The sequence below is a fragment of the Photorhabdus namnaonensis genome (genome assembly GCF_001684335.1).
GTDB lineage: Bacteria > Pseudomonadota > Gammaproteobacteria > Enterobacterales > Enterobacteriaceae > Photorhabdus > Photorhabdus namnaonensis.
Genome location: NZ_LOIC01000061.1, coordinates 171,961 through 194,768, shown reverse-complemented (window position 1 = coordinate 194,768; position 22,808 = coordinate 171,961). Strand labels below are relative to the sequence as shown.

The 22,808-nt window shown below is 43.1% G+C and carries 16 protein-coding genes; 6 read left to right on the top strand and 10 right to left on the bottom strand.

Features of this window, described 5'->3' with window-relative positions; translation table 11 throughout:
* Window positions 1-184: 184 nt before the first annotated feature.
* Window positions 185-838 carry a DUF7424 family protein gene (locus tag Phpb_RS10770; protein WP_240492519.1) on the bottom strand — a complete coding sequence of 218 codons (654 nt, stop codon included), beginning with the start codon at window positions 836-838 and terminating at the stop codon, window positions 185-187.
* Window positions 839-1,215: 377 nt separating this feature from the next.
* Between Phpb_RS10770 and Phpb_RS10765 the strand changes: the two genes are divergently transcribed.
* From Phpb_RS10765 to Phpb_RS10755, 3 genes are read left to right on the top strand one after another with little or no spacing between them, the layout of a single operon-like run.
* On the top strand, window positions 1,216-2,196 hold the full coding sequence (locus tag Phpb_RS10765) for a Bug family tripartite tricarboxylate transporter substrate binding protein (protein ID WP_065390329.1): 981 nt from the start codon (window positions 1,216-1,218) through the stop codon (window positions 2,194-2,196).
* A 13-nt stretch (window positions 2,197-2,209) separates the two neighbouring features.
* A complete protein-coding gene (locus Phpb_RS10760) occupies window positions 2,210-2,641 on the top strand; it encodes a tripartite tricarboxylate transporter TctB family protein (protein WP_065390328.1) in 432 nt (143 codons plus the stop codon).
* A 10-nt stretch (window positions 2,642-2,651) separates the two neighbouring features.
* Entirely contained in the window at window positions 2,652-4,172 is a 1,521-nt protein-coding gene (locus Phpb_RS10755) for a tripartite tricarboxylate transporter permease (RefSeq protein WP_065390327.1), read from the top strand.
* Between the two features lie 454 nt (window positions 4,173-4,626).
* On the opposite strand, the gene fabB is transcribed toward Phpb_RS10755, so the two are convergent.
* Window positions 4,627-5,841: a beta-ketoacyl-ACP synthase I gene (fabB, locus tag Phpb_RS10750; protein WP_065390326.1), complete on the bottom strand. Its 1,215-nt coding sequence runs from the start codon at window positions 5,839-5,841 to the stop codon at window positions 4,627-4,629.
* A 1,610-nt stretch (window positions 5,842-7,451) separates the two neighbouring features.
* Between fabB and mnmC the strand changes: the two genes are divergently transcribed.
* Both mnmC and Phpb_RS10735 read left to right on the top strand, forming a co-directional pair.
* Window positions 7,452-9,494, top strand: a complete 2,043-nt coding sequence (mnmC, locus tag Phpb_RS10740; protein ID WP_065390324.1) for a bifunctional tRNA (5-methylaminomethyl-2-thiouridine)(34)-methyltransferase MnmC2/FAD-dependent 5-carboxymethylaminomethyl-2-thiouridine(34) oxidoreductase MnmC1 — start codon at window positions 7,452-7,454, stop codon at window positions 9,492-9,494.
* Between the two features lie 118 nt (window positions 9,495-9,612).
* Complete coding sequence (locus Phpb_RS10735) at window positions 9,613-9,900, top strand: type II toxin-antitoxin system RelB/DinJ family antitoxin (protein WP_065390323.1); 288 nt, start codon at window positions 9,613-9,615, stop codon at window positions 9,898-9,900.
* A gap of 120 nt (window positions 9,901-10,020) precedes the next feature.
* Here Phpb_RS10735 and Phpb_RS10730 read toward each other — a convergent pair whose 3' ends face one another.
* The 8 genes from Phpb_RS10730 to hutU all read right to left on the bottom strand — a co-directional run bounded on the left by Phpb_RS10730 (window position 10,021) and on the right by hutU (window position 18,839).
* The gene (locus Phpb_RS10730) at window positions 10,021-10,299 is read right to left on the bottom strand and encodes a YfcL family protein (RefSeq protein ID WP_046396548.1); all 279 of its coding nucleotides are present in this window, start codon (window positions 10,297-10,299) and stop codon (window positions 10,021-10,023) included.
* A 21-nt stretch (window positions 10,300-10,320) separates the two neighbouring features.
* The gene (locus Phpb_RS10725; RefSeq protein ID WP_065390322.1) at window positions 10,321-10,872 is read right to left on the bottom strand and encodes an elongation factor P hydroxylase; all 552 of its coding nucleotides are present in this window, start codon (window positions 10,870-10,872) and stop codon (window positions 10,321-10,323) included.
* A 22-nt stretch (window positions 10,873-10,894) separates the two neighbouring features.
* Window positions 10,895-11,698 carry a sulfite exporter TauE/SafE family protein gene (locus Phpb_RS10720; protein ID WP_036814025.1) on the bottom strand — a complete coding sequence of 268 codons (804 nt, stop codon included), beginning with the start codon at window positions 11,696-11,698 and terminating at the stop codon, window positions 10,895-10,897.
* 89 nt (window positions 11,699-11,787) lie between these two features.
* Complete coding sequence (aroC, locus tag Phpb_RS10715) at window positions 11,788-12,873, bottom strand: chorismate synthase (protein WP_065390321.1); 1,086 nt, start codon at window positions 12,871-12,873, stop codon at window positions 11,788-11,790.
* An 89-nt stretch (window positions 12,874-12,962) separates the two neighbouring features.
* Window positions 12,963-13,895 (bottom strand): 50S ribosomal protein L3 N(5)-glutamine methyltransferase, encoded by a 933-nt coding sequence (gene prmB, locus Phpb_RS10710; RefSeq protein ID WP_065390320.1) that lies wholly within the window; start codon window positions 13,893-13,895, stop codon window positions 12,963-12,965.
* 229 nt (window positions 13,896-14,124) lie between these two features.
* Window positions 14,125-15,519, bottom strand: a complete 1,395-nt coding sequence (locus Phpb_RS10705) for an amino acid permease (RefSeq protein ID WP_065390319.1) — start codon at window positions 15,517-15,519, stop codon at window positions 14,125-14,127.
* 87 nt (window positions 15,520-15,606) lie between these two features.
* The gene (gene hutH / locus Phpb_RS10700; protein WP_065390318.1) at window positions 15,607-17,151 is read right to left on the bottom strand and encodes a histidine ammonia-lyase; all 1,545 of its coding nucleotides are present in this window, start codon (window positions 17,149-17,151) and stop codon (window positions 15,607-15,609) included.
* Window positions 17,152-17,159: 8 nt separating this feature from the next.
* On the bottom strand, window positions 17,160-18,839 hold the full coding sequence (hutU, locus tag Phpb_RS10695; RefSeq protein WP_065390317.1) for a urocanate hydratase: 1,680 nt from the start codon (window positions 18,837-18,839) through the stop codon (window positions 17,160-17,162).
* 930 nt (window positions 18,840-19,769) lie between these two features.
* Between hutU and Phpb_RS26795 the strand changes: the two genes are divergently transcribed.
* Window positions 19,770-22,808, top strand: a 3,039-nt coding sequence (locus Phpb_RS26795; protein WP_276204268.1) for a non-ribosomal peptide synthetase, incomplete at its 3' end; no start/stop codon positions are given.

Below are 22,808 nucleotides of genomic sequence, written 5' to 3'. Positions count from 1 at the left end.
AACCGATTCATATAAATATAATTACAAACATAACTATATTTTCAGTTTATATCACCATACCTATTTTCCTGAAAAATAGTCAGACACTGACTCAATTCCATTTTCATGACAAAATACCGCGCTATCAATAACAGGATATTTTGTCATACCAAATCAAGTAATAGATTTCTATTACCTTTTCCATTTACTCAGATATTGCCATAAGCACAGGGGTAAAATCAAAACGTTCATCCAATGCAGACGCCACAGAGACATTAGACAAAGTAAGTTTTATTTCACTGCCTACTTTCAAACTAAAATTCGATATCACCATCGGCTCTTTATCATTAAGAAATGCGGATAAGCCCGTCATTTTTAAAACCTTATCTGTATCATTCTTAATATTAATTGAGATTTTGGTCTTTGATGCCATTGAACTATCTATCTGGCTAATTTTCTTCTTCACCTCTTTTGGTACGCTTATCACCAAGATATCTGCACCATCACCGTAAAGATGAATACCCTGAGTAGAACCCGTTATACTTGAATTTCCTACACTCACAGGAACTTTAAAGTGAGCAAACGAATCCATATTTTTTCTAAAACATTCCACGTATTCCACATTGGCGAAAATAGCGGGTACTTTTTCCTGAGCGTCTAACAAAGATTTTGATGGTTGTCTGGAATCTTTATAATCACCACAAGCACTGACTTCAACCAACAAATCAGATGTCACTGTTTTAACTTGCTCAGATAACAACTGGTTAATAGATACCGAAGTACTAAGTTCCGTTTTACATCCCGCCAAAGCAAAAGCCATAGCGCTCCCCACAGCACTACAAAGAATCAATTTTTTCATCATTTCCTCAATTCAGATTTCCGTAAGATAAAGTCTTATTATATTCAATACATTTTCCGTTTAATTTAACAGATTGCACAAATAAAGAATTACCGTTTTCATGATCCCTCTTAGCTGAATGTAAAATTCTCGCAAACAAAACAGTACAACCTCAAAACTACGAGAAACTTACAACAAACCAAAACAAAAAAGAAAGCCTGTAGCTATTTGTTAGCTCATTAATGCGAAACACTACGCAAATTTAAGCGATTAAAATCACATATCAGCAACTTTTCTTGTTAATGAAAGGTAAATGAAAGGTTTTGTTATTACTAATTGGGTCAACCAAGTTTGGTTGTAGTGGTATATCTTACACAGGTATTGATGAGAGTAAACAAATGAAAGCTATAACGATCAAGATATTAGCGGCAACCGCTTTGCTATTTGGCACAAGTAGTGTTTTTGCTGTCAATGCGCCTGGCAGGACCGAATGTATCGCCCCTGCAAAACCGGGTGGCGGGTTCGACCTGACCTGCAAGCTGATCCAAGTTTCATTACTGGATACGAAAGAGATCAGCAAGCCTATGCGCGTCACCTTTATGCCCGGTGGTGTTGGAGCCGTCGCTTACAATGCTATCGTCGCACAACGACCCGCTGAAGCGGGAACCCTCGTCGCCTTCTCCGGCGGCTCTCTGCTCAATTTATCTCAGGGAAAATTTGGCCGCTATAATGTTAATGATGTGCGCTGGCTAGCCAGTGTTGGTACAGATTATGGAATGATCGCCGTTCGTGCCGATTCACCTTACCGCACCCTGAACGATTTGATGAACGCTTTCAAGGATAATCCTAATAACATTGTATTTGGCGCCGGAGCTTCCATTGGCAGTCAGGACTGGATGAAAACCGCCCTGCTGGCAAAAGAAGTTGGCATTGATCCTCACAAAATGCGTTATGTCGCCTTTGAAGGAGGTGGTGAACCTGTTACTGCTCTGCTAGGTAATCATATTCAAGCGGTTTCTGGTGATCTGAGCGAGATGGTCCCTTACCTGAATGGAGACAAAATCCGGGTCTTAGCTGTTTATGCAGATAAGCGGCTAGAGGGTGATTTAGCCAATATTCCGACTGCCAAAGAGCAAGGCTATAACTTGGTGTGGCCGATTATCCGTGGATTTTACATGGGTCCAAAAGTTTCTGACGAAGAGTACCAATGGTGGGTTGATACTTTTAATAAGCTACAACAAACAGATGTTTTTAAAAAACAACGTGATATCCGTGGGTTGTTCGAATTCAACATGACCGGCAAAGAGTTGGACAACTATGTGAAAAAACAGGTTGAACAATATCGTGAACAAGCCAGAGCTTTTGGTTTAGCCAAATAACAGAGTCATCATTATGAGCGATCGTATCTTTGCTGCTATCTGGCTAGTGCTCTGTGCCATTGGGATGGTTATTGGTTGGGGCATTCAGAGCGAATACACTTATGAACCTTTGGGACCCAGACCTTTCCCAATGATCATTCTGTCTCTGATGGCGCTCTGTGCCTTACTACTGCTTTTCAAAAAACCAGAACAGAGCAATTGGCCTAGCGCCCCCGTTATCCGTCGCCTAATGCTGTTGATTATCTCTTTGGTTATCTATGGCTGGGCATTTGAGTGGCTGGGGTTCCCTCTCGCTACAGCGCTGCTGACACTCAGTGTCGCACTGTTGTTTAACGCAACACTGCCTGCCGCGATCATTTCCGGGGTGTTCCTTGGCGTCACGCTCTATTTCGCCTTTGACCGCTTACTTGACGTAACCCTGCCTCTCGGTAGCTGGCTCAACTGACGGAGAACTTATGGAAACGTGGATGTATCTTAGCCAAGGTTTTGAAGTTGCAATGGTGCCGCAAAACCTGATTATTGCTTTAATTGGCTGTTTTGTCGGTACGATTGTCGGGTTGTTGCCGGGGCTTGGGCCGATTAATGGTGTCGCGATTCTGCTGCCGCTGGCTTTCGCTTTAAAGCTGCCTGCTGAATCTGCCCTGATTTTATTAGCAACCGTTTATATCGGTTGTGAGTATGGTGGGCGTATATCATCGATTCTGCTGAATGTTCCTGGCGATGCCGCTGCCATTATGACCGCGCTAGATGGTTATCCGATGGCCAAACAGGGCCGTGCGGGTGTGGCGCTGTCTATTTCCGCAGTGAGTTCTTTCTGTGGTTCTTTGCTGGCGATTTTCGGCATTATTTTATTTGCTCCATTACTGGCTCAATGGTCACTAGCTTTCGGCCCTGCTGAATATTTTGCACTTATGGTTTTTGCTATTGCTTGTCTGGGTAGCATGATGAGCCAGAATCCGCTGAAATCACTATTAGCAGCATTAATAGGATTGGGTCTGGCAACTGTCGGAGTAGACGCCAACACCGGGGTTTATCGTTTCACTTTCGACAGTGTTCATCTATCAGATGGTATACAGTTTATTGTTGTGGTAATAGGTCTGTTTTCTGTCAGCGAAATTCTGCTGATGTTAGAGAACACCTCAACCGGCAAAACCATTATTCGCAAAACAGGCCGCCTGCTGTTCAATCGCAAGGAAGCGGCTGAATGCGCCATGCCAACGCTTAGATCATCCTTTATCGGTTTCTTTGTCGGTATTTTGCCCGGCGCAGGAGCGACAATTGCCAGCGCAATTACCTATATGACTGAAAAGAAGCTCAGTGGGAATAGCGACTCATTTGGTAAAGGTGATATTCGCGGCGTAGCAGCGCCAGAAGCAGCTAATAATGCCTCGGCCTGCGGCTCCTTTATTCCAATGCTAACATTAGGAGTGCCAGGTTCAGGTACCACGGCCGTTATGATGGGGGCATTAACGCTCTACAATATTACGCCTGGGCCGGGAATGTTCACTGAGCAGCCGGATATTGTCTGGGGGTTAATTGCGGCTTTATTAATTGCCAATATTATTCTGCTGATTATGAATATCCCAATGATAGGTCTGTTCACACGGATGCTCACTATTCCACTTTGGTTGCTTGTTCCAGCTATTGCGACTGTTTCAGCGGTTGGTGTATATGCCATACATAGCACGACGTTTGATCTTCTATTGATGGTAGGGTTGGGCGTTTTCGGTTATATTCTGAGGAAAATGAATTTCCCGATGTCGCCATTAATCCTCGGCTTTGTATTAGGAGAAATGCTGGAACAAAACTTACGTCGCGCACTTTCTATTAGCAACGGAGAATTTGGCATTCTGTGGAGTAGTACAATTGCTCAGAGTTTATTGATACTGGCGGCGCTGGTTTTGATTATTCCACCAATATTACGAATTGTCCGTAAACGCCGTATTCAGCAAGTAGCTACTGAAAATAAAATATAATAAGAAAAAGCCCATAATATTAAAAAATCATAATTATCATAAAGATATTATGGGCTTTTCTATCACAACAAGAATATATTTTCGTATTCACATTATATTTCAGACAAAATCAAAGTTCAGCAAAATGGGTTTGAATTCACTTTATATAAACGAATATACCTTATGGATTTCAAGATGCATCGCGACGGCAAGGGAGCGAATCCCCGGGAGCATAGAGAACTATGTAACCGGGGTGAGTGAGTGCAGCCAACAAAGAGGCAACTTGAAAGATGACGGGTATAAATGATATTGAATGTCCAATCTTATTAGCAATAGCCTTTTCTGTTGAAATAAACAAGATACAAACAACACGCAGAAACGGGACTATACACAAAGGTGACCCGCTATACGCGGACACCTAAGATGTATCAAATAATGACCATTTTTGGTCCGAAATAATCTGTAATGGGCGGAATCAACCTAAATACTTGCTCATCACCAAAGAAGCATTAGTGCCACCAAAACCAAAACTATTGGACATCACCGTATTCAACTTTTGCTCAGTAGGTTTAGTGATGATATTCATGCCCGCCGCTTTATCATCAAGATCTTCAATGTTAATACTCGGTGCAATAAAATCATGCTCTAACATCAGTAGGCTATAAATCGCTTCGTGTACACCAGCGGCACCCAATGAATGACCAGTCATCGCTTTTGTTGCAGAAATTGCCGGTGTTGTATCACCAAAGACTTCCCTGATCGCTTCCAACTCTTTCAAATCACCCGCAGGAGTAGAAGTACCGTGCGTATTCACATAATCGATGGAACCTTTCACACCTTGCAATGCCATATTCATACAACGAACCGCACCTTCGCCAGATGGAACAACCATATCTGCGCCATCCGATGTTGCACCATAACCAACAATTTCAGCGTATATGTGTGCGCCACGCGCCAGTGCATGCTCTAATTCTTCCACAACAACAATACCGCCGCCGCCAGCAATAACAAAACCATCACGGTTTTTATCATAAGTACGGGATGCTTTTTCTGGCGCTTCGTTGTATTTCGTTGAAAGTGCGCCCATTGCATCAAATTCACAGCTCATTTCCCAGCACAGCTCTTCACCACCACCGGCAAAAACAATATCCTGTTTGCCTAACTGAATAAGTTCAGCCGCATGACCAATGCAATGAGCAGAAGTAGAACAGGCAGAACTGATAGAATAATTTACCCCTTTGATTTTAAAAGGAGTTGCAAGGCAAGCTGACACACCGGAAGCCATTGCACGGGTTACCATATAAGGCCCCACACCGCGTAAACCACGAGCGCGCATACCATCAGCACTCGCAACCTGGTTATATGGAGAGCCACCTCCAGAACCCACTACCAATCCGCTACGAATATTGGAAACCTGATCATCAGCCAGGCCAGAATCTTTAATTGCCTCATCCATCGCCAGATAAGCATAAACAGAGGCATCGCTCATGAAACGTTGAATTTTTCGGTCTATTAACCCGGCGGTATCCAGTTTTACATTCCCCCAGACATGGCTTCTCATTCCTATCTCTTTGAATTTCTCAGAAAAAGTTATCCCGGAGCGGCCTTCTTTCAGAGATGCCAGTACCTCTTTCTGATTATTACCAATGCTGGAAACAATGCCCAAGCCAGTGATCACTACACGCTTCATCAAATACCTCATTAAATATGTTTATCCGCGGGATTTCTATCTATGCTATGTAGCACTTTAGCGTACACTTGTACGCTGAACAAGTCCGATCAGGATAAAATTACGAAGAAAAATTCATCTTTCTAAAAACTCCAATACGTTTTCACGTCAAAATAATCGTTAACTTTCATAGAATACAGTAAAAAGTATTTAGGTTTTAATAGACAAAAATAAATTTCAGATAGGAATTATTTTGGTAAACAATAAAATCATAAAATACTTTTAATTTCCATCAAAAATTTAGACTAAGGATAATAATATCAATACAATATATGAATTTATCAAACATCCGAATAATGATTAGCAGGCTTATATTTATATATAAGTTGATATACTTGTTATTTTTATTAAGTTTATTGCTAATTAGAAATAAATTTAATAACTGAGAATAATAAAGGTGAATAAAATTTTCATGAAATGGATCAATCCCTATGTTATATTAGTGACTGAATTACGTAAAATAACCAAATTTACAGCAACAAACGTTTTAGAACAGAAAGTTTTCAACTTTATCAACCGATAAAGCCATTATTCATACAAAAAATGATGGCAATTATGCTACGTCATATGCAAATGGTCGGTTCATTGTAAGACCTAAGTAACTTTACCCAATAATCCTAATGGGGGTTAATAATGAGAGGACTTGGTTACCTTCTACTGAGCGTTGGTATCATATGGATTTTAGTGGCTTTTAATATGGACATAAACACTTCATTACAATATGGCAACAAATTTAACAATATGGAGCCAATTGCTTTACAACAAAATCATATCCTAATTGGCGCATTCATTACACTCTATGGGCTAATTATGATTATATCCAGTAGGAATCAGAGATTATTAGAGTCTATATACAGAAGTAATATTAAGGAGATTGCCGAATTCAATTCAAAAGATGTATTCATACCTACACCTATGCAAAATTCAGATTACTTAAAACGAGCTAATAAGAAGCGGCCAAGCGTAAAATGATATCAATGATTGACACGATTTCATCACATTTAAAAGAGAGGCAATCAAAAGAATTTAAAGAATTATGTGAATTTCACATTCATTTATAAATACAAACCCCGCTTCGCTGGCGGGGCATTATTTCCTTGAGCATTCCAGTTTTATTATAAGGAGAACTTACTCATAAGAAGGTATCGTGTGTAAAATTATTTACTCTTTAATAATGAACATATGAAATGTTTTCCCCAGAGAGAAACATTCCATATCAAAGCAAATGTCTCCTCCGAAATTCTCTTTGCCAAAGTCAATATTTCGTTCTAGTACAGATTAGTAACTCATATTGGCAACATATGGGGCAAAAAGACTCATTCAGCGATCGTCGCCGTCGCTGGGTTGAAGGCATTGCCGCCGGGCTTTTGTGTTTGGCCGCCGGGTACCTGGCGAAGAACTAAACAGAATGATTGTTGATATAATGCCCAATAATGTCCAACACTTGTCCAAATACAGGTGCTGGCTGCTGTTCAAATCAGCACTTTTCCACTCTTTTCTTCTGTCAGGTGGTACATCAACCTGAACCTCGCTAAAATCGCATTATTATCAGTAATATTGCAGGCATTACCGTGAAAAATTCTGCTATCTGTACCGCAACCCTCAGTTGGAATGATCAAGGTACTCCGGTTTCAACACAGTTTGATGACGTTTACTTCTCAAATCAGGATGGGCTGGAAGAAACCCGTTATGTATTTCTTAATGGTAACTGCTTCCCCCAACGATTCAGCACTCATTCCCGTTCTAATTGTGTAATCGCGGAAACCGGCTTCGGGACAGGATTAAATTTTCTGACGCTCTGGCAATCATTTGATACATTTCGACAGCAAAATCCTGATGCGCCATTGATACGTCTACACTTCATCAGTTTTGAGAAGTATCCGCTGAAAACCAATGACTTAAAAGCCGCTCATCAACGCTGGCCTGAACTTGGAATTTTTTCACAGCAACTTTGCCAGCAATGGCCTCAACCTCTGGCAGGCTGCCACCGACTGATTATGGCAAATGGCGCTGTCACATTGGATTTATGGTTCGGTGACGTCAATGATCTGTTGCCCACAATGAATCCCACTCTTCACGGCAAAATAGATGCCTGGTTTTTAGATGGCTTTGCTCCTGCCAAAAACCCGCAAATGTGGAGTGAACAGTTGTTTGCTACAATGGCACAATTTGTCCATCCAGAAGGAACCTTTGCAACCTTTACTTCTGCCGGCATCGTCCGGCGCGGTTTACAACAAGCTGGTTTTAATGTCAGTAAAATCAAAGGGTTTGGTCGAAAAAGAGAAATGCTGACTGGAGTTCTGGCAACTCAGAAGTATCAGCCATTACCAGCACCTTGGTTTGCCCGAGCGACAGCAAGCCACACCGATGATATCGCGATTATCGGCGGAGGAATTGCCAGTATTCTTACCGCACTTGCGCTATTGCGTCGTGGAGCACAGGTGACACTTTATTGTCAGGATGCAGCCCCAGCACAAGGTGCGTCTGGTAATCGCCAGGGAGCACTTTACCCACTACTGAACGGTAGTAATAACGGACTCGAAAAATTTTTTACCTCTGCATTTACCTTTGCTCGCCGCCAATATGAGCAGTTATCAGCGCAAGGAATTGATTTCGACCATCAATGGTGTGGTGTCAGCCAGCTTGCTTATGATGAAAAAAGTAGCAAGAAAATTGAGAAAATGCTGGCGACAGAATGGCCGAATGAACTTGCCATCGGCATGAATTGCCACCAGTTGAGTGAAAAATGTGGACTGGATATTCATCACCACGGCATTCACTATCCACAGGGAGGATGGCTATGCCCGGCTCAACTCATTAAAGCAGCAACAGAATTGGCACAACAGCAAGGCATGCGTTGTTGCTTCAATCATCAAGTTACCACGCTTAATCACAATGAACATGGCTGGCAACTATATCTCATGCATCAAGGACAACCATTAAACGCACAGCATAAAACAGTCGTGATTGCCAACGGTTATCATCTCCCCCAATTTGAACAAACCGAGAAACTGCCGGTAACTGCTGTGCGTGGTCAGGTCAGTCACATCCCAACCACAACTGATCTGAGCCAATTGCAAAATGTGCTTTGCTACGATGGTTATATGACACCGGCTAATCCAGCCAATCAACACCACTGTATCGGCGCCAGTTATCAGCGTCATCGGCTTGATAGTGAATATTCTGAAACGGAACAACAGGAGAACCGTGATCGATTGCTGAAATGTTTACCTGATGCCGAATGGACAAATCAGGTTGATGTTTCTGCTAAACAATCCCGTCAAAGTATTCGCTGCGTTATCCGCGACCATATGCCAATGGTGGGAAATGTGCCGGATCTCAATAAAATAATGACAGATTATCAAGATTTGCCAGAAAAAATCCGCACAGGGAGCCTCATTACAGATGCACCCTGCTATTCCAATCTGTTTGTTATCGGGGCATTAGGTTCTCGTGGATTATGCTCTGCGCCACTCAGTGCAGAAATTCTTGCCGGGCAGATCTTTGATGAGCCATTACCACTGGATAATGAAACATTGGCAGCTCTTCATCCAAACCGTTTTTGGATCAGAAAACTACTGAAAGGCCGTAAAGTGAAAACCGAAAGGCCATAAGGAAACTGTACTGCCCAAGCAGTGAAATGCTTGTGTAAATTTTGGAAGACAGCTTAATACTAATACTATTGCAGATATCACATCACATAATAAAGTCTGACAAATGGAGGAGACAAATATGGTTGCTCAAACATCAATACTGTACGTTCGTGTAGACGATAAACTCAAGGCCGATGCTACGGAAAAGCTCGCAAATTTAGGCTTAACCATATCGGATGCAGTACACATTCCACTCACCTATATCGTCAAGGATGACGTGTTACCTGCTGACCCGGAAACTTACGGCACCTGGTTTCACGCAAAAATACAAGAAGCGTTCGACGATACGCGCCAACCTGTCCCACATCAGCAAGTAATGGATGAAGCTCAAGAATTAATTGAAAGGAAATTTTGTGCTTGTTCTTAAATGGTGAAAAAAAGAACAAAAATTGCCACTAAGTCTCCGCTGTTGATGCACTGCCCCCCAAGAAATTCATGTGGTTTCTTGGGGGCAGTTCGTTTTTTCTATTCTACGGCTTTAATTAACTTATTGAGTTTTAGCATTATCCAACAGGCGCTGCCAGGTATTAAGAACCAGAATCTGATCCGGCGGCGCCAATTCTCCCGCTTTAATCGCATTTTGGATACTTTCTTCAACACGGTCATGAAGCTGTTCAGCCGTATGCGCGCCTTCCTGTTCCAATTCCGCTACCGCTAAAGTGAGATGCCCGCGGAGATAACCACCAGCAAACAATTCATCATCACTGGCATGATCTACCATGTCATCAATTTGCGCCAAAATACGCGTTTCAAACTCAGCGAGCATTACTTTTCCTCAAATTCAGTTTCATTCTGCGAATATATCTTCCGGGTAAGGAAAATGTTCCGCTTTCAATGGGGGCGTATTGTAGAACGAGTGCAACCCCTGAATAAAGCACTCCGCTCTCGCAGGTATTCCCTGCGCTAAATAGTCCATGATCTGCTCATGAACTTTACGCTGAAAAGCTAACCTATCAGGCTCAAAATCCCCTTCAAGATTGTCACAACTGACATTAAACGGAAAACCTGCCGCGGTGCAAAACAACCAATCAAGCGCCTGTGGTTTAATTTCTACTTTTTCAAATTCACTTTGCGTTTGTGCGTCACGCCCATCCGGGCAATACCAGTAACCAAAATCCACTAGCTTACGGCGCTCTTGACCCGCAATGCACCAATGCGCAATTTCATGTAGTGCACTGGCATAGAAGCCATGAGCAAATACAATCCGGTTATAGGAAACCTCTTCATCTGCCGGCAGGTAAATAGGTTCATTATCACCTTTGACCAAATGTGTGTTGTATTCATCACCAAAACAGCGATTAAAAATATCAATAAGTTGTTGATAGTTATGTATTATCATGAATTAAAAACAAAACCCTGAATCAGAAATAAAATGCCAACCAGCTACGGATCGTATCGCCGTGATTATCATTTAGTAATTTAATACTCATCAAAAAGGAGATGATGACAATCATCGGGCGAATCAGTTTCTGTCCATGAGTCAAAACTAAACTTGCACCCAACCGTGCGCCAATCACCTGTCCTGCCAACATCACAAGGCCCAATACCCACAAAACTTGACCGCCAAGGATAAAAAGCGCCAGTGAACCTACATTAGAAGCAAAGTTCAGTACTTTAGCATGAGCGGTGGATTTCGCCAGGTTATAGCCACACAACACGACATAAGCTAACGCATAAAATGAGCCAACACCGGGACCAAATATGCCGTCATACAAACCCAGTCCACTCCCGACAAGCAAGGCGAATGCCACAGGCGTCAAGCGACGATGGCGCTCTTCTATGCCAATGGCTGGCGTCAAAAGGAAATAAAGACCAATGATAATGACCAGAACCGGTAATAGCTGACAGAGAAAATCTGGCTTTATAAACTGGACAATAATCGCACCAGCCATTGAGCCAAGTAATGTCATCAATATGGCAAAGCGTTGAGATTTGAGATCAACCGCACCATAACGGACAAAATAGAAGCTGGCAGAAAAGGAACCGCCCACCGCCTGCAACTTGTTTGTCGCCAATGCCTGTACCGGAGAGACACCAACGGATAACAACGCCGGGATGGTTAGTAAACCGCCACCGCCAGAAATCGAGTCAATAAATCCAGCCATCATTGCAACCAGAAAGAGCAGAATGTAAACTTCCGCACCTGACGACAATAACCAATCCATATTTCATCCCATCAACAGCAACCGCTTATCAATATTCAAGCTACCCATTTCAGTCTCTGGGATTTTCAAGGCTAGCTTCATTCTCAAATTCACCAGCGAGGAAGGCTGGATTCGATATCAGCGCACTGTGCTCTCTGGCGTAATAGGTGATCCATCAACACAATAGCCATCATTGCTTCCGCAATCGGCACGGCACGGATACCAACACAGGGATCATGGCGGCCACGAGTGACCATTTCCACCTCTTCACCCTGACGATTAATCGTTTTACCCGGCACCATAATGCTGGATGTCGGTTTCAACGCAATATGAGCAATAATTGGCTGGCTGCTGCTAATACCACCCAGAATTCCTCCCGCATGATTACTGGTGAATCCCAGAGCAGTTATTTCATCTCTGTTTTTGCTGCCACGTAAATTGATAACACCGAAACCATCGCCAATTTCGACGCCTTTTACTGCGTTAATACTCATCAGCGCATGAGCAATATCGGCATCAAGACGGTCAAAAACCGGCTCTCCCAAACCAGCCGGAACATTTTCCGCGACAACCGTCACTTTCGCGCCAACAGAGTCCCCCGCTTTTTTCAGTTCACGCATCAAGGCATCAAGTTGTTCAAGTTTAGTCTCATCAGGACTGAAAAAGGGGTTTTGTTCCACCTGTTCCCAATCTTTCAATTGGCAATGGATATCGCCCATTTGGGTCAAACAGGCACGGACACGAATACCATATTTATCCAACAAATATTTTTTCGCTATTGCACCTGCGGCAACACGCATCGCCGTTTCACGCGCAGAAGAGCGGCCCCCGCCACGATAATCGCGGATACCGTATTTCTGTTCATAAGTGTAATCGGCATGGCCTGGACGAAACACATCTTTAATAGCGCTGTAATCCTGAGAACGCTGGTCAGTATTTTCAATGAGTAAACCGATACTGGTACCGGTTGTTACCCCTTCAAATACCCCCGAAAGAATACGAACCTGATCCGGCTCACGGCGCTGTGTTGTATAACGGGACGTTCCCGGACGACGCCTGTCTAAATCAACTTGCAAATCGGCTTCTGTGATTGCAATGCCCGGCGGCACCCCATCGACAATACATCCCAACGCCAAACCGTGAGATTCGCCAAAAGTGGTGACCCGGAAAAATTGCCCGATACTATTTCCCGCCATCCCAATTCCTTCCTGTTAATCGTTCTTTTATTTGACGCTGCCCGTTTTGCGTTTTGCATTATTACCGCAGCTACAACCTATTCAATTATTCAATCTTTGAATAAACGAAAATGTTCGTGATGTTCAACCAACTGTTGACGAGTCAACATAAATACGCCATCACCACCATATTCAAATTCCAACCAGGTAAATGGCACATCAGGATATTGTTCAATCAAATGCACCATACTGTTGCCAACCTCACAAATCAACACACCTCGTTCGGTGAGAAAATCTGGAGCAGTTGCCAGAATACGGCGAGCCAGTTTCAAACCATCTGAACCCGCTGCCAAACCTAACTCAGGCTCACGGCGAAACTCTTCCGGCAAGTCGCTCATATCCTCGGCATCGACATAAGGCGGATTTGTGACAATAAGATCGTATTTAACCGGCGGCATATCGCGGAACAGATCAGAACGAATCGGAATGACCCGGTGGTCAAGGCTATGATTCTGAATATTTTGTTCAGTCACAGCCAGCACATCCGCTGAAATATCCACAGCATCTATTTCCGCTTCCGGGAAAGCATATGCACAGGCAATGGCAATACAACCGCTACCCGTGCAGAGGTCAAGGATATTAGCGGGTTGGTCAGGGATCAATCCTGTAAATTCATTATTAATTAATTCACCAATCGGTGAACGTGGAATCAAAACCCGTTCATCAACATAAAATTCATGACCACAAAACCAGGCTCTGTTAGTCAAATAAGCAACCGGAATACGATCATTAATACGGCGCAGTACCCGTTCGACAATACGATGACGCTCAGTCGACGTCAGTCGCGTGGTTAGCATCTCTTGTGGGATATCCAACGGCAAAAACAGTGATGGAAGAACAAGTTGCAGCGCCTCATCCCAAGGATTGTCTGTACCGTGCCCGTAATAAATATTCGCCGCATTAAACCGGCTAACAGACCAGCGCAACATATCCTGAATGGTATATAACTCAGCTACTGCCTCATCGATAAAAATCTTGTCCAAAAGCGCCTCCAGCCCTGCAAATTCATTAGCCTGCTAGTTTGCCACGATCATTGCAACAAATCAGCTTTATATCAGGTAATGATATAGAATTTTCAGTGCTAATGTTCAGCGAGCAGTGAATTAAGGAATGGCAATTAAAAAGGCAACCCGGATGTTTTATTGCAGATTTTTAATTAACTTTTGGCGCAAACCGTCTTATTCAACAACAAGACGGTTTGGTTTTACATATTTAACACTGTGTTTCTTTGGCTGATTGAGGGTTCACAATAATGACATTTTTTCGTATCCATAAATAATAGGCGGATGTCAACAGCACGATCCATACTCCTCCCACATAGAACGCAATACGTGTCGCCGGAAAGTAGCTGAGAACAGCGATAATAAATATCATAAACACGATGGTCAGAATCGGGGCAACAGGCCACATCGGTACCGGGAATTGTAATTTTTGTGCTTCTCCCGGTGACATTTTTCTGCGCATAGCAAATTGAGATAGCAAAATCATTAACCAGACCCACACGGTGGCAAAAGTCGCAATTGAAGCAACAATGACAAATACCTGTTTAGGGAGCAAATAATTGAGAACCACAGCACACAATAACGCCAAGGTCATAACCATAATCGTCACCCAAGGCACGCCATTACGGCTTAAATGCATAAATTTTTTATGGGCTAATCCTTTCTCGGCCATACCGTACATCATACGACCAGCGCCAAAGATATCGCTGTTAATGGCCGAAATTGCCGCCGTAATGACGACAATATTCAGAATATTCGCCGCCGAACCAATGCCTAACCCCTGAAATATCGCGACAAATGGGCTACCTTCTTGGCCGATGCTATTCCAAGGGTAAATCGCCATTAATACAAAAATAGTGAGTACATAAAACAGAAGAATGCGAAACGGGATAGAGTTAATCGCTTGCGGGATCACTTTCGCCGGATTTTTAGCTTCGCTGGATGTAATACCAATGATTTCAATGCCACCGAAAGCAAACATCACAACAGCCAGAGACTCAATAATGCCACCCAACCCATTAGGCATAAACCCACCGTGTCGCCACAGATTTTGAACTCCCGTTGCCTGAAAATGACCGCTAAAACCAAACAGAATGATACCTGTTCCGGCAATAATCATGGCGCTGATTGCAGCAACTTTCAGAATCGATAACCAGAACTCCATTTCGCCAAACACTTTAACTTTGCAAAGATTGAGGGCGCCAATAATGAAAATAATGCTAAGTACCCATATCCAACGCGGTACTTCCGGGTACCATAGCCCCATATAAATGCCAAAAGCAGTCACATCCGCCAGACAAACGACGATCATTTCGAAAGTATAAGTCCAGCCGGTAATAAATCCGGGTAACGGGCCTAAATATTGATGAGCATAACTGGCAAAAGAGCCGGCATCCGGTCTGTGGACCGCCATCTCCCCTAAAGCACGCATCACCATAAAAACAGCGGCACCGCCCACTAAATAAGCTAATAATACCGCCGGACCAGCCATGTTTATTGCTTCAGCAGAACCATAAAAAAGACCTGTACCAATCGCGGAACCCAACGCCATAAACCGGATATGGCGTGCGTTGAGTCCTCGCTCTAGTTGTAATGAGGCTTGCATGATTTACCCTCTTATCTTTTATTATTGGGTTTTATGAGAAAGATAAATGTGATAATCAGGCCGGTCAGACGCCGGCCATTGGTTTGTTTAACGGCTATTTTTACTCTGTAATATCTGTCCAGAAGGAAGTAATGAGGAGAGATGTTGCTCGGCTAATAATTTCACAGCAGCATCAATATCAGGCGCAAAAAAACGATCCTGATCATAATAATCTACTTTCGCTCGCAGGATACCACGCGCTTCTTCCAAAATCGGGCTGCTTCTCAAGCCATTACGGAAATCAATTCCCTGGCAGGCAGATAACCATTCAATTGCCAGAATACCTCGGGTATTTTCTGCCATCTGCCATAAACGACGTCCCGCAGCCGGCGCCATTGATACATGATCTTCCTGATTGGCTGAAGTCGGTAAACTGTCAACACTCGCCGGGTGTGCCAACGCTTTATTTTCACTGGCAAGCGCCGCTGCCGTTACCTGTGCAATCATAAAACCTGAATTCACACCACCATTCTCAACCAGAAAAGGCGGAAGTTGTGACATATGTGAATCCATCAACAACGCAATACGTCGTTCTGACAATGCACCTATTTCTGCTAATACCAGCGCCAAATTATCAGACGCCATTGCAACAGGTTCAGCATGGAAGTTACCACCGGAAATCACTTCTCCCTGCTCAGCAAACACCAATGGGTTATCAGATACAGCATTAGCTTCGGTCAGAATAACATCAGCAGCATGGCGCAACTGAGTCAAGCAGGCTCCCATAACTTGCGGCTGACAACGTAATGAATAAGGGTCCTGTACCTTGGGGCAATTGATATGAGAATCTGATAGTTCACTGCTCTCTTCCAATACATAACGATACAATGCGGCAACATCGATCTGCCCCTGTTGCCCCCGCACTTCATGTACACGGGCATCAAACGGTTTGCGGGAACCCAATGCCGCCTCTACGGATAAAGAACCACAAACTATCGCTGCCGCCAGCAGATCTTCCGCTTCAAATAATCCACGTAACGCAAAAGCGGTAGAGACTTGGGTTCCATTGAGTAATGCTAAACCTTCTTTAGCCGCTAATGTAATAGGTTGTAAATTTGCTTTTGCCAGCGCTTCTTTGGCTGGCAACCATTCGCCCTGATAACGCGCTTGCCCTTCCCCAAGTAATAACAGACTCATATGCGCCAACGGCGCTAAATCACCAGAAGCCCCCACCGATCCTTTACTGGGAATATGAGGATAAATTTCCGCATTGACTAACGCGATTAATGCCTGAATAACGGCAAGACGAATACCGGAGTAACCACGGGAGAGGCTGTTAATTTTCAATACCATGATCAACCGGGTCATATTATCGTCCAACGCTTCACCGACCCCGGCAGCATGAGAAACAACCAGCGAACGCTGTAGTTTTTCTAAGTCATCTTTTTCAATCCGTGTACTGGCTAATAGCCCGAACCCGGTATTAATTCCATAGGCAGTGCGATTTTCAGCAAGAATCGCATTAACACACTCCACACTGTGTTCAATAGCAGGAAAAATCTGACTATCCAGCGTGATTTTCATTGGTTGTAGATAAACCTGACGCAGTTCATCAAGGGTCAATTTACCTGGATAAATAGTTAGTTGCTTCATAATGTTCCTTATTTTGTATTAAGCATCGGCAAGTCTAATCCTTGCTCTTTGGCGCAATGGACAGCGATTTCATAACCTGCATCAGCATGACGCATAACCCCAGTGGCGGGATCGTTATGCAGCACCCGAGCTATACGTTCTGCGGCTTCATCGGTTCCATCACAAACAATCACCATACCGGCATGTTGTGAGAAACCCATGCCGACACCACCGCCATGATGCAGAGAAACCCAAGTAGCGCCGCTGGCAGTGTTAAGTAAAGCGTTTAACAACGGCCAGTCCGATACGGCGTCAGAGCCATCACACATAGATTCGGTTTCGCGATTCGGACTGGCGACAGAGCCGGAATCCAGATGGTCACGACCAATAACAATCGGTGCAGAAAGTTCGCCACTGCGTACCATTTCGTTAAAAGCCAGCCCCAGTTTGGCGCGTTGCCCTAAACCAACCCAGCAGATACGAGCAGGTAATCCCTGAAAGCTAATGCGTTCCCTCGCCATATCTAGCCAGTGATGCAAATGTTGATCATCGGGGAGTAATTCTTTAACTTTGGCGTCGGTTTTATAGATATCCTGTGGATCACCAGAAAGCGCTACCCAACGGAAAGGCCCGATACCACGGCAAAATAACGGGCGAATATAAGCAGGAACAAAACCAGGGAAATCGAAAGCATTTTCTACACCGACTTCATATGCCATTTGGCGAATATTGTTGCCGTAATCAAAAACAGGAATGCCCTGCTTATGGAAAGTCAACATTGCCTCAACATGCTCCACCATTGAAGCTTTTGCTGCTTTGATGACCTCTGCCGGCGCCGAAATAGCACGTTGGCGATATTCTTCCCAACTCCACTCTTTTGGCAAATAGCCGTTGAGAGGATCGTGTGAGCTTGTCTGGTCAGTGACCAAATCCGGGCGTACGCCACGACGAACTAATTCCGGCAAGATTTCAGCGGCATTGCCACACAGAGCGATAGAGATGGCTTTGCCTTCCTGAGTGTATTTTTCGATCCGAGCCAAGGCGTCATCCAGATCTTTCGCTTGTTCATCGACATAACCCGTACGCAGACGGAAATCAATCCTGCTTTGCTGACATTCAATATTTAACGAACACGCTCCAGCCAATGTCGCAGCCAGCGGTTGCGCTCCCCCCATACCACCCAAACCAGCCGTTAACACCCAACGACCCTGTAAATTACCGTTATAATGTTGGCGGCCAGCTTCCACAAACGTTTCATAGGTGCCTTGAACAATTCCCTGGCTGCCAATGTAAATCCAGCTACCCGCTGTCATTTGGCCGTACATAGCCAGCCCTTTAGCATCCAGCTCATTGAAGTGTTCCCAAGTCGCCCAGTGCGGCACCAAATTCGAATTTGCAATGAGTACCCGTGGGGCATTACGGTGGGTTTTAAATACCCCAACTGGCTTACCCGATTGGATTAACAACGTTTCATCGTCTTCCAACTTTTTCAGTGTTTCAATAATCTTGTCATAACATTCCCAATCTCTAGCAGCCCGGCCAATGCCGCCATACACCACCAGTTCATGAGGGTTTTCAGCAACTTCCGGATCAAGATTATTCATTAACATGCGCAGAGGAGCTTCGGTTAGCCAACTTTTGGCTGTTAATTGTGTTCCTCTGGAGGCCCGGATATCGACATTACGAAATTTACTATTCTGGGCGGTCACGATCTGGCTCCTTCTGGTCTTTAGATATTTGTTAAATGTATAGTTGTATATACATGTATGTTCAATAGGCCAAATCGTTAACTAAAATAACATATTTACAGAGTTATTATTTTTATTTTCTTATAAATCAATTTGTTAATATTATTTCTTTCTAATTATCAAGGAATAATGTTTTTCTTATTTTTGTGTTTTTAATCACAAATTATTTACATTAATATTACAAACATATAATTTAGGGACGAAAAGATTTTTCCTGGTACGACAATCGTAACCCATAACGAGGTTCATTCCCTCTCAAAGTACATAGTCTCTGATCCCAAAAAGAGAGTATAAGATCACGGCTATTTCTCCGAATCAACTGATTTATTCTTTATTCATAATTAAAAAATATTCGCGGTCTTGCTCTGATTAAAAAGCTTGTTATACAATATAGACGCCAATTTAAATGACAATCATTATTACGCCGCAAGAAATCATGATTATAATATGATAAACAAAGATAATAATAATTCCGAAAGTAAATTTAATAAAAATAAGGTTGGTGACAAATATGTGTGCTTAAGTGTATAGGAAATTAATAGAAAGTGAATCATTAACCAATAAATACTATATTAACTATTTTTTCATGAGGAAGAGTGTTGAAAGATTGCGAGATTATCTGTAATGACGCCATGATAGATTATGCCAATGCCTATTAAATTAATGCTCAACATAATAATTTAAAGTCAGGAAAGTAATGGAATCTACTCATTCGCACCATATACCCTATGGATTTCAAGATACATCGCGGCGGCAAGGGAGCGAATCCCCGGGAGCATAGATAACTATGTGACCGGGGTGAGTGAGTGCGGCCAACAAAGAGGCAACTTGAAAGATAACGGGTATAAACTACAAATAACTTACAAGCGGAATACATTCGTATAACTGATTATGAGAACATCTGAGGGTTCGTTGGATTCGAACTTATATAGTCTTCATCCTTCTCAGGAAGATGTGTTTTACGAACAAGCGCTTTATGAGAATAGTCCAATACACAGCCTCGGCTGGTATACATTGATAGAAAAACATATTGATATAGTTATTTTGCAAAAAGTGTGTAATTTACTATATCAACACATTGATATGTTACGTTTACGTATATCAATTAATTCCAATAACGAAGCTATTCAATATATTCAAAATCAAAGTACGCCAGAATTAATCAAGTGCTACGATGTTTCGATGCAACTTGATCCTGAAAAGAAAGCCTATCTTTGGATGAAGCAACAAGTAGGTATTCCTATCGATTATTTAAAGGAAACACCATATCAGGTTACATTAATTCGCTTAGATAATGAAAAACATTACTTTTTCACTAAATTCCATCATATTATGATTGATGGTGTCGGGTTATATCGACTTCATGAATATGTCCATAAATTATACAAATGTCTTGAAAATGGAACATCTACCGCATGGTTGTCAGAAATTCCACAATATTTAACTACAATAATCAAGTCGAGAAAATATTTAAATAGCACTCAATATGAAAAAGATAAGCGTTATTGGTTTGATTTTCTGAAACAAAAAGAAGTACATCAATTAACCCCTTGCTATAAAAATACAGGTAGTGATAATTGTACGTTAATATTACCTCTTCCAATTAAAGAAGATTTGCGTAATTTTTGTAGAGAATACAAAACCAATCTGCTTTTCATCTTTTCGAGTCTGGTCAGCATTATTATGACCGAACTTACAGGGCGACAAGAGCTGTTTTTTAACACGATCACACATGGCAGAGAGGGAAAATCAGAAAAATATGTTGTTGGAATGCATGCAAATATGTATCCGGTGCATTGTCATATTTCTCATGCGGCGAGTGTGATTGAACAAATTAAATTAACAGAATCCTCACTAAAAAATAGTTATTATCACTGTAAATTTCCTCAATCCCACCTTGCTCGAATGGCTCATAAACATAAGCTTTCTTTACCCAATATATCTATTTTCTATGAACGTTTTTCTGAGTCAGACCTCGAAGTCACCGAAAATCAGCACCATCACATAGATAGGGAATTCAATATTTATCCCATTGTCTTTAGATTAAAAGACTATGGATATACTCAGGAACTAAAAATAACGATAGATTATCTGCGGAAATACTTTAGTGAGCAGGATGTCGACAGAATACTTGAACGATTACAAAACCTATTTATTACCTTACTCAACAACCCTGCGTCATTAGTCAGTGAATTACCTATTTTATTAGAGCAGGAGCGCCATACATTACTGCATACCTGGAACCAGCCCAATATATCCTATCTGCAAACACGTACTCTCCAACAGCAATTTGAGGCTCAGGTAGCCGCCAGACCGGATAATGTGGCGCTGGTGTTCGAAGGGAAAACACTGACTTATCGCCAGCTAAACGAACGGGCTAACCAGTTGGCCGTTGTGATCCGCGAACAGTATCAACAGCAATGCAATAAACCCATGCCAGCCGATACGTTAGTAGCTTTGTATCTGGATCGTAGTCTGGAAATGGTCATCAGTATTCTGGCGGTGCTGAAAGCAGGGGGAGCCTATGTACCAATCTCCCCGGAATATCCGCCGGAGCGGGTCCGGTTTATTTTAGAAGATACAGCATCCCCCAGTGTGGTGACTCAACAACGATATCTGACAACGCTAGGGAAATATACGCAGACACAGACTAAACAGCCTGCATTGATAGCTGCGGATGATCGAACAGTGACAGAAAACCTCTCGACAGAGAATCCGGTACCCGTCAGCGAAGCCACAGATCTGGCGTACGTTATCTATACTTCAGGCACGACCGGACAACCGAAAGGCGTGTTGCAGACACACCATAATGTTGCGCGTTTATTCGCAACCACTCAGGGGGATTATCAATTTGATCAAAATGATACCTGGGCGCTATACCATGCTTACACATTTGATTTCAGTGTCTGGGAATTATGGGGCGCATTGCTCTATGGCGGGCGTTTGATTATTCCGACAGTAGAATGTACGAAGGATTTCGGCAGATTCAGTCATCTCTGTTCAGATCAAAAAGTTACTGTATTAAACCAGACACCCGGGGCATTTTATGCCTTTATTGATGAGTCATTGAATATTGGCGCTGAATTTCCCCATCTTCGCTACGTAATTTTTGGTGGAGATAAACTGAATCCGGTTCAATTGAAACCTTGGTGGGACCATTACGGCGATCAATCTCCCGCTCTCATCAATATGTATGGGATAACCGAAACAACCGTACATGTTACCTACAAGAAATTAACCCAAGGCGACGCCACAGCAGTATCTTGCATTGGACGGCCATTAAATGACATGTATGCCTATGTCTTAAATCATTCCGGGAATCTTGTCCCCATTGGCGCACCCGGAGAGTTATACATCGGAGGCGCTGGACTGGCTCGGGGATATTTAAATCGGCCGGAACTGACCGCCGAACGGTTTGTAGAGAACCCATTTGCCACCAATAAAGATAAGGAACACGGTTACACCCGCCTGTATAAAACCGGCGATTTAGTCCGCTGGCGACCGGATGGCAATCTGGAATATCTCGGGCGCAATGATTTTCAAGTCACAATTCGCGGCTACCGCATTGAACTGGGCGAAATTGAGACTGCACTCGCTTTGCACCCACAGATAAAACAGGCGGTGGTGATCGATCGCGAATATGAGGGTAATAAAGCACTGGTGGCGTATCTGGTAGCGGAAGGCGCACTCTCAAACGACAAGCTAATCAGTCACTTATCTTCCCGCCTGCCGGACTATATGCTACCGGCCAGCTTTACCCGTATTGAATCCATTCCTCTGACTCTGAACGGCAAAGTGGATCGGCAAGCATTGCCGGAACCTGTTTGGGAAAATAAAGAGGGATACGTGGCGCCCCGCAATGCGCTGGAAACCCAACTCTGTACCATTTGGCAGGACATATTGGGACTGGAACGGGTGGGCATCGAGGAT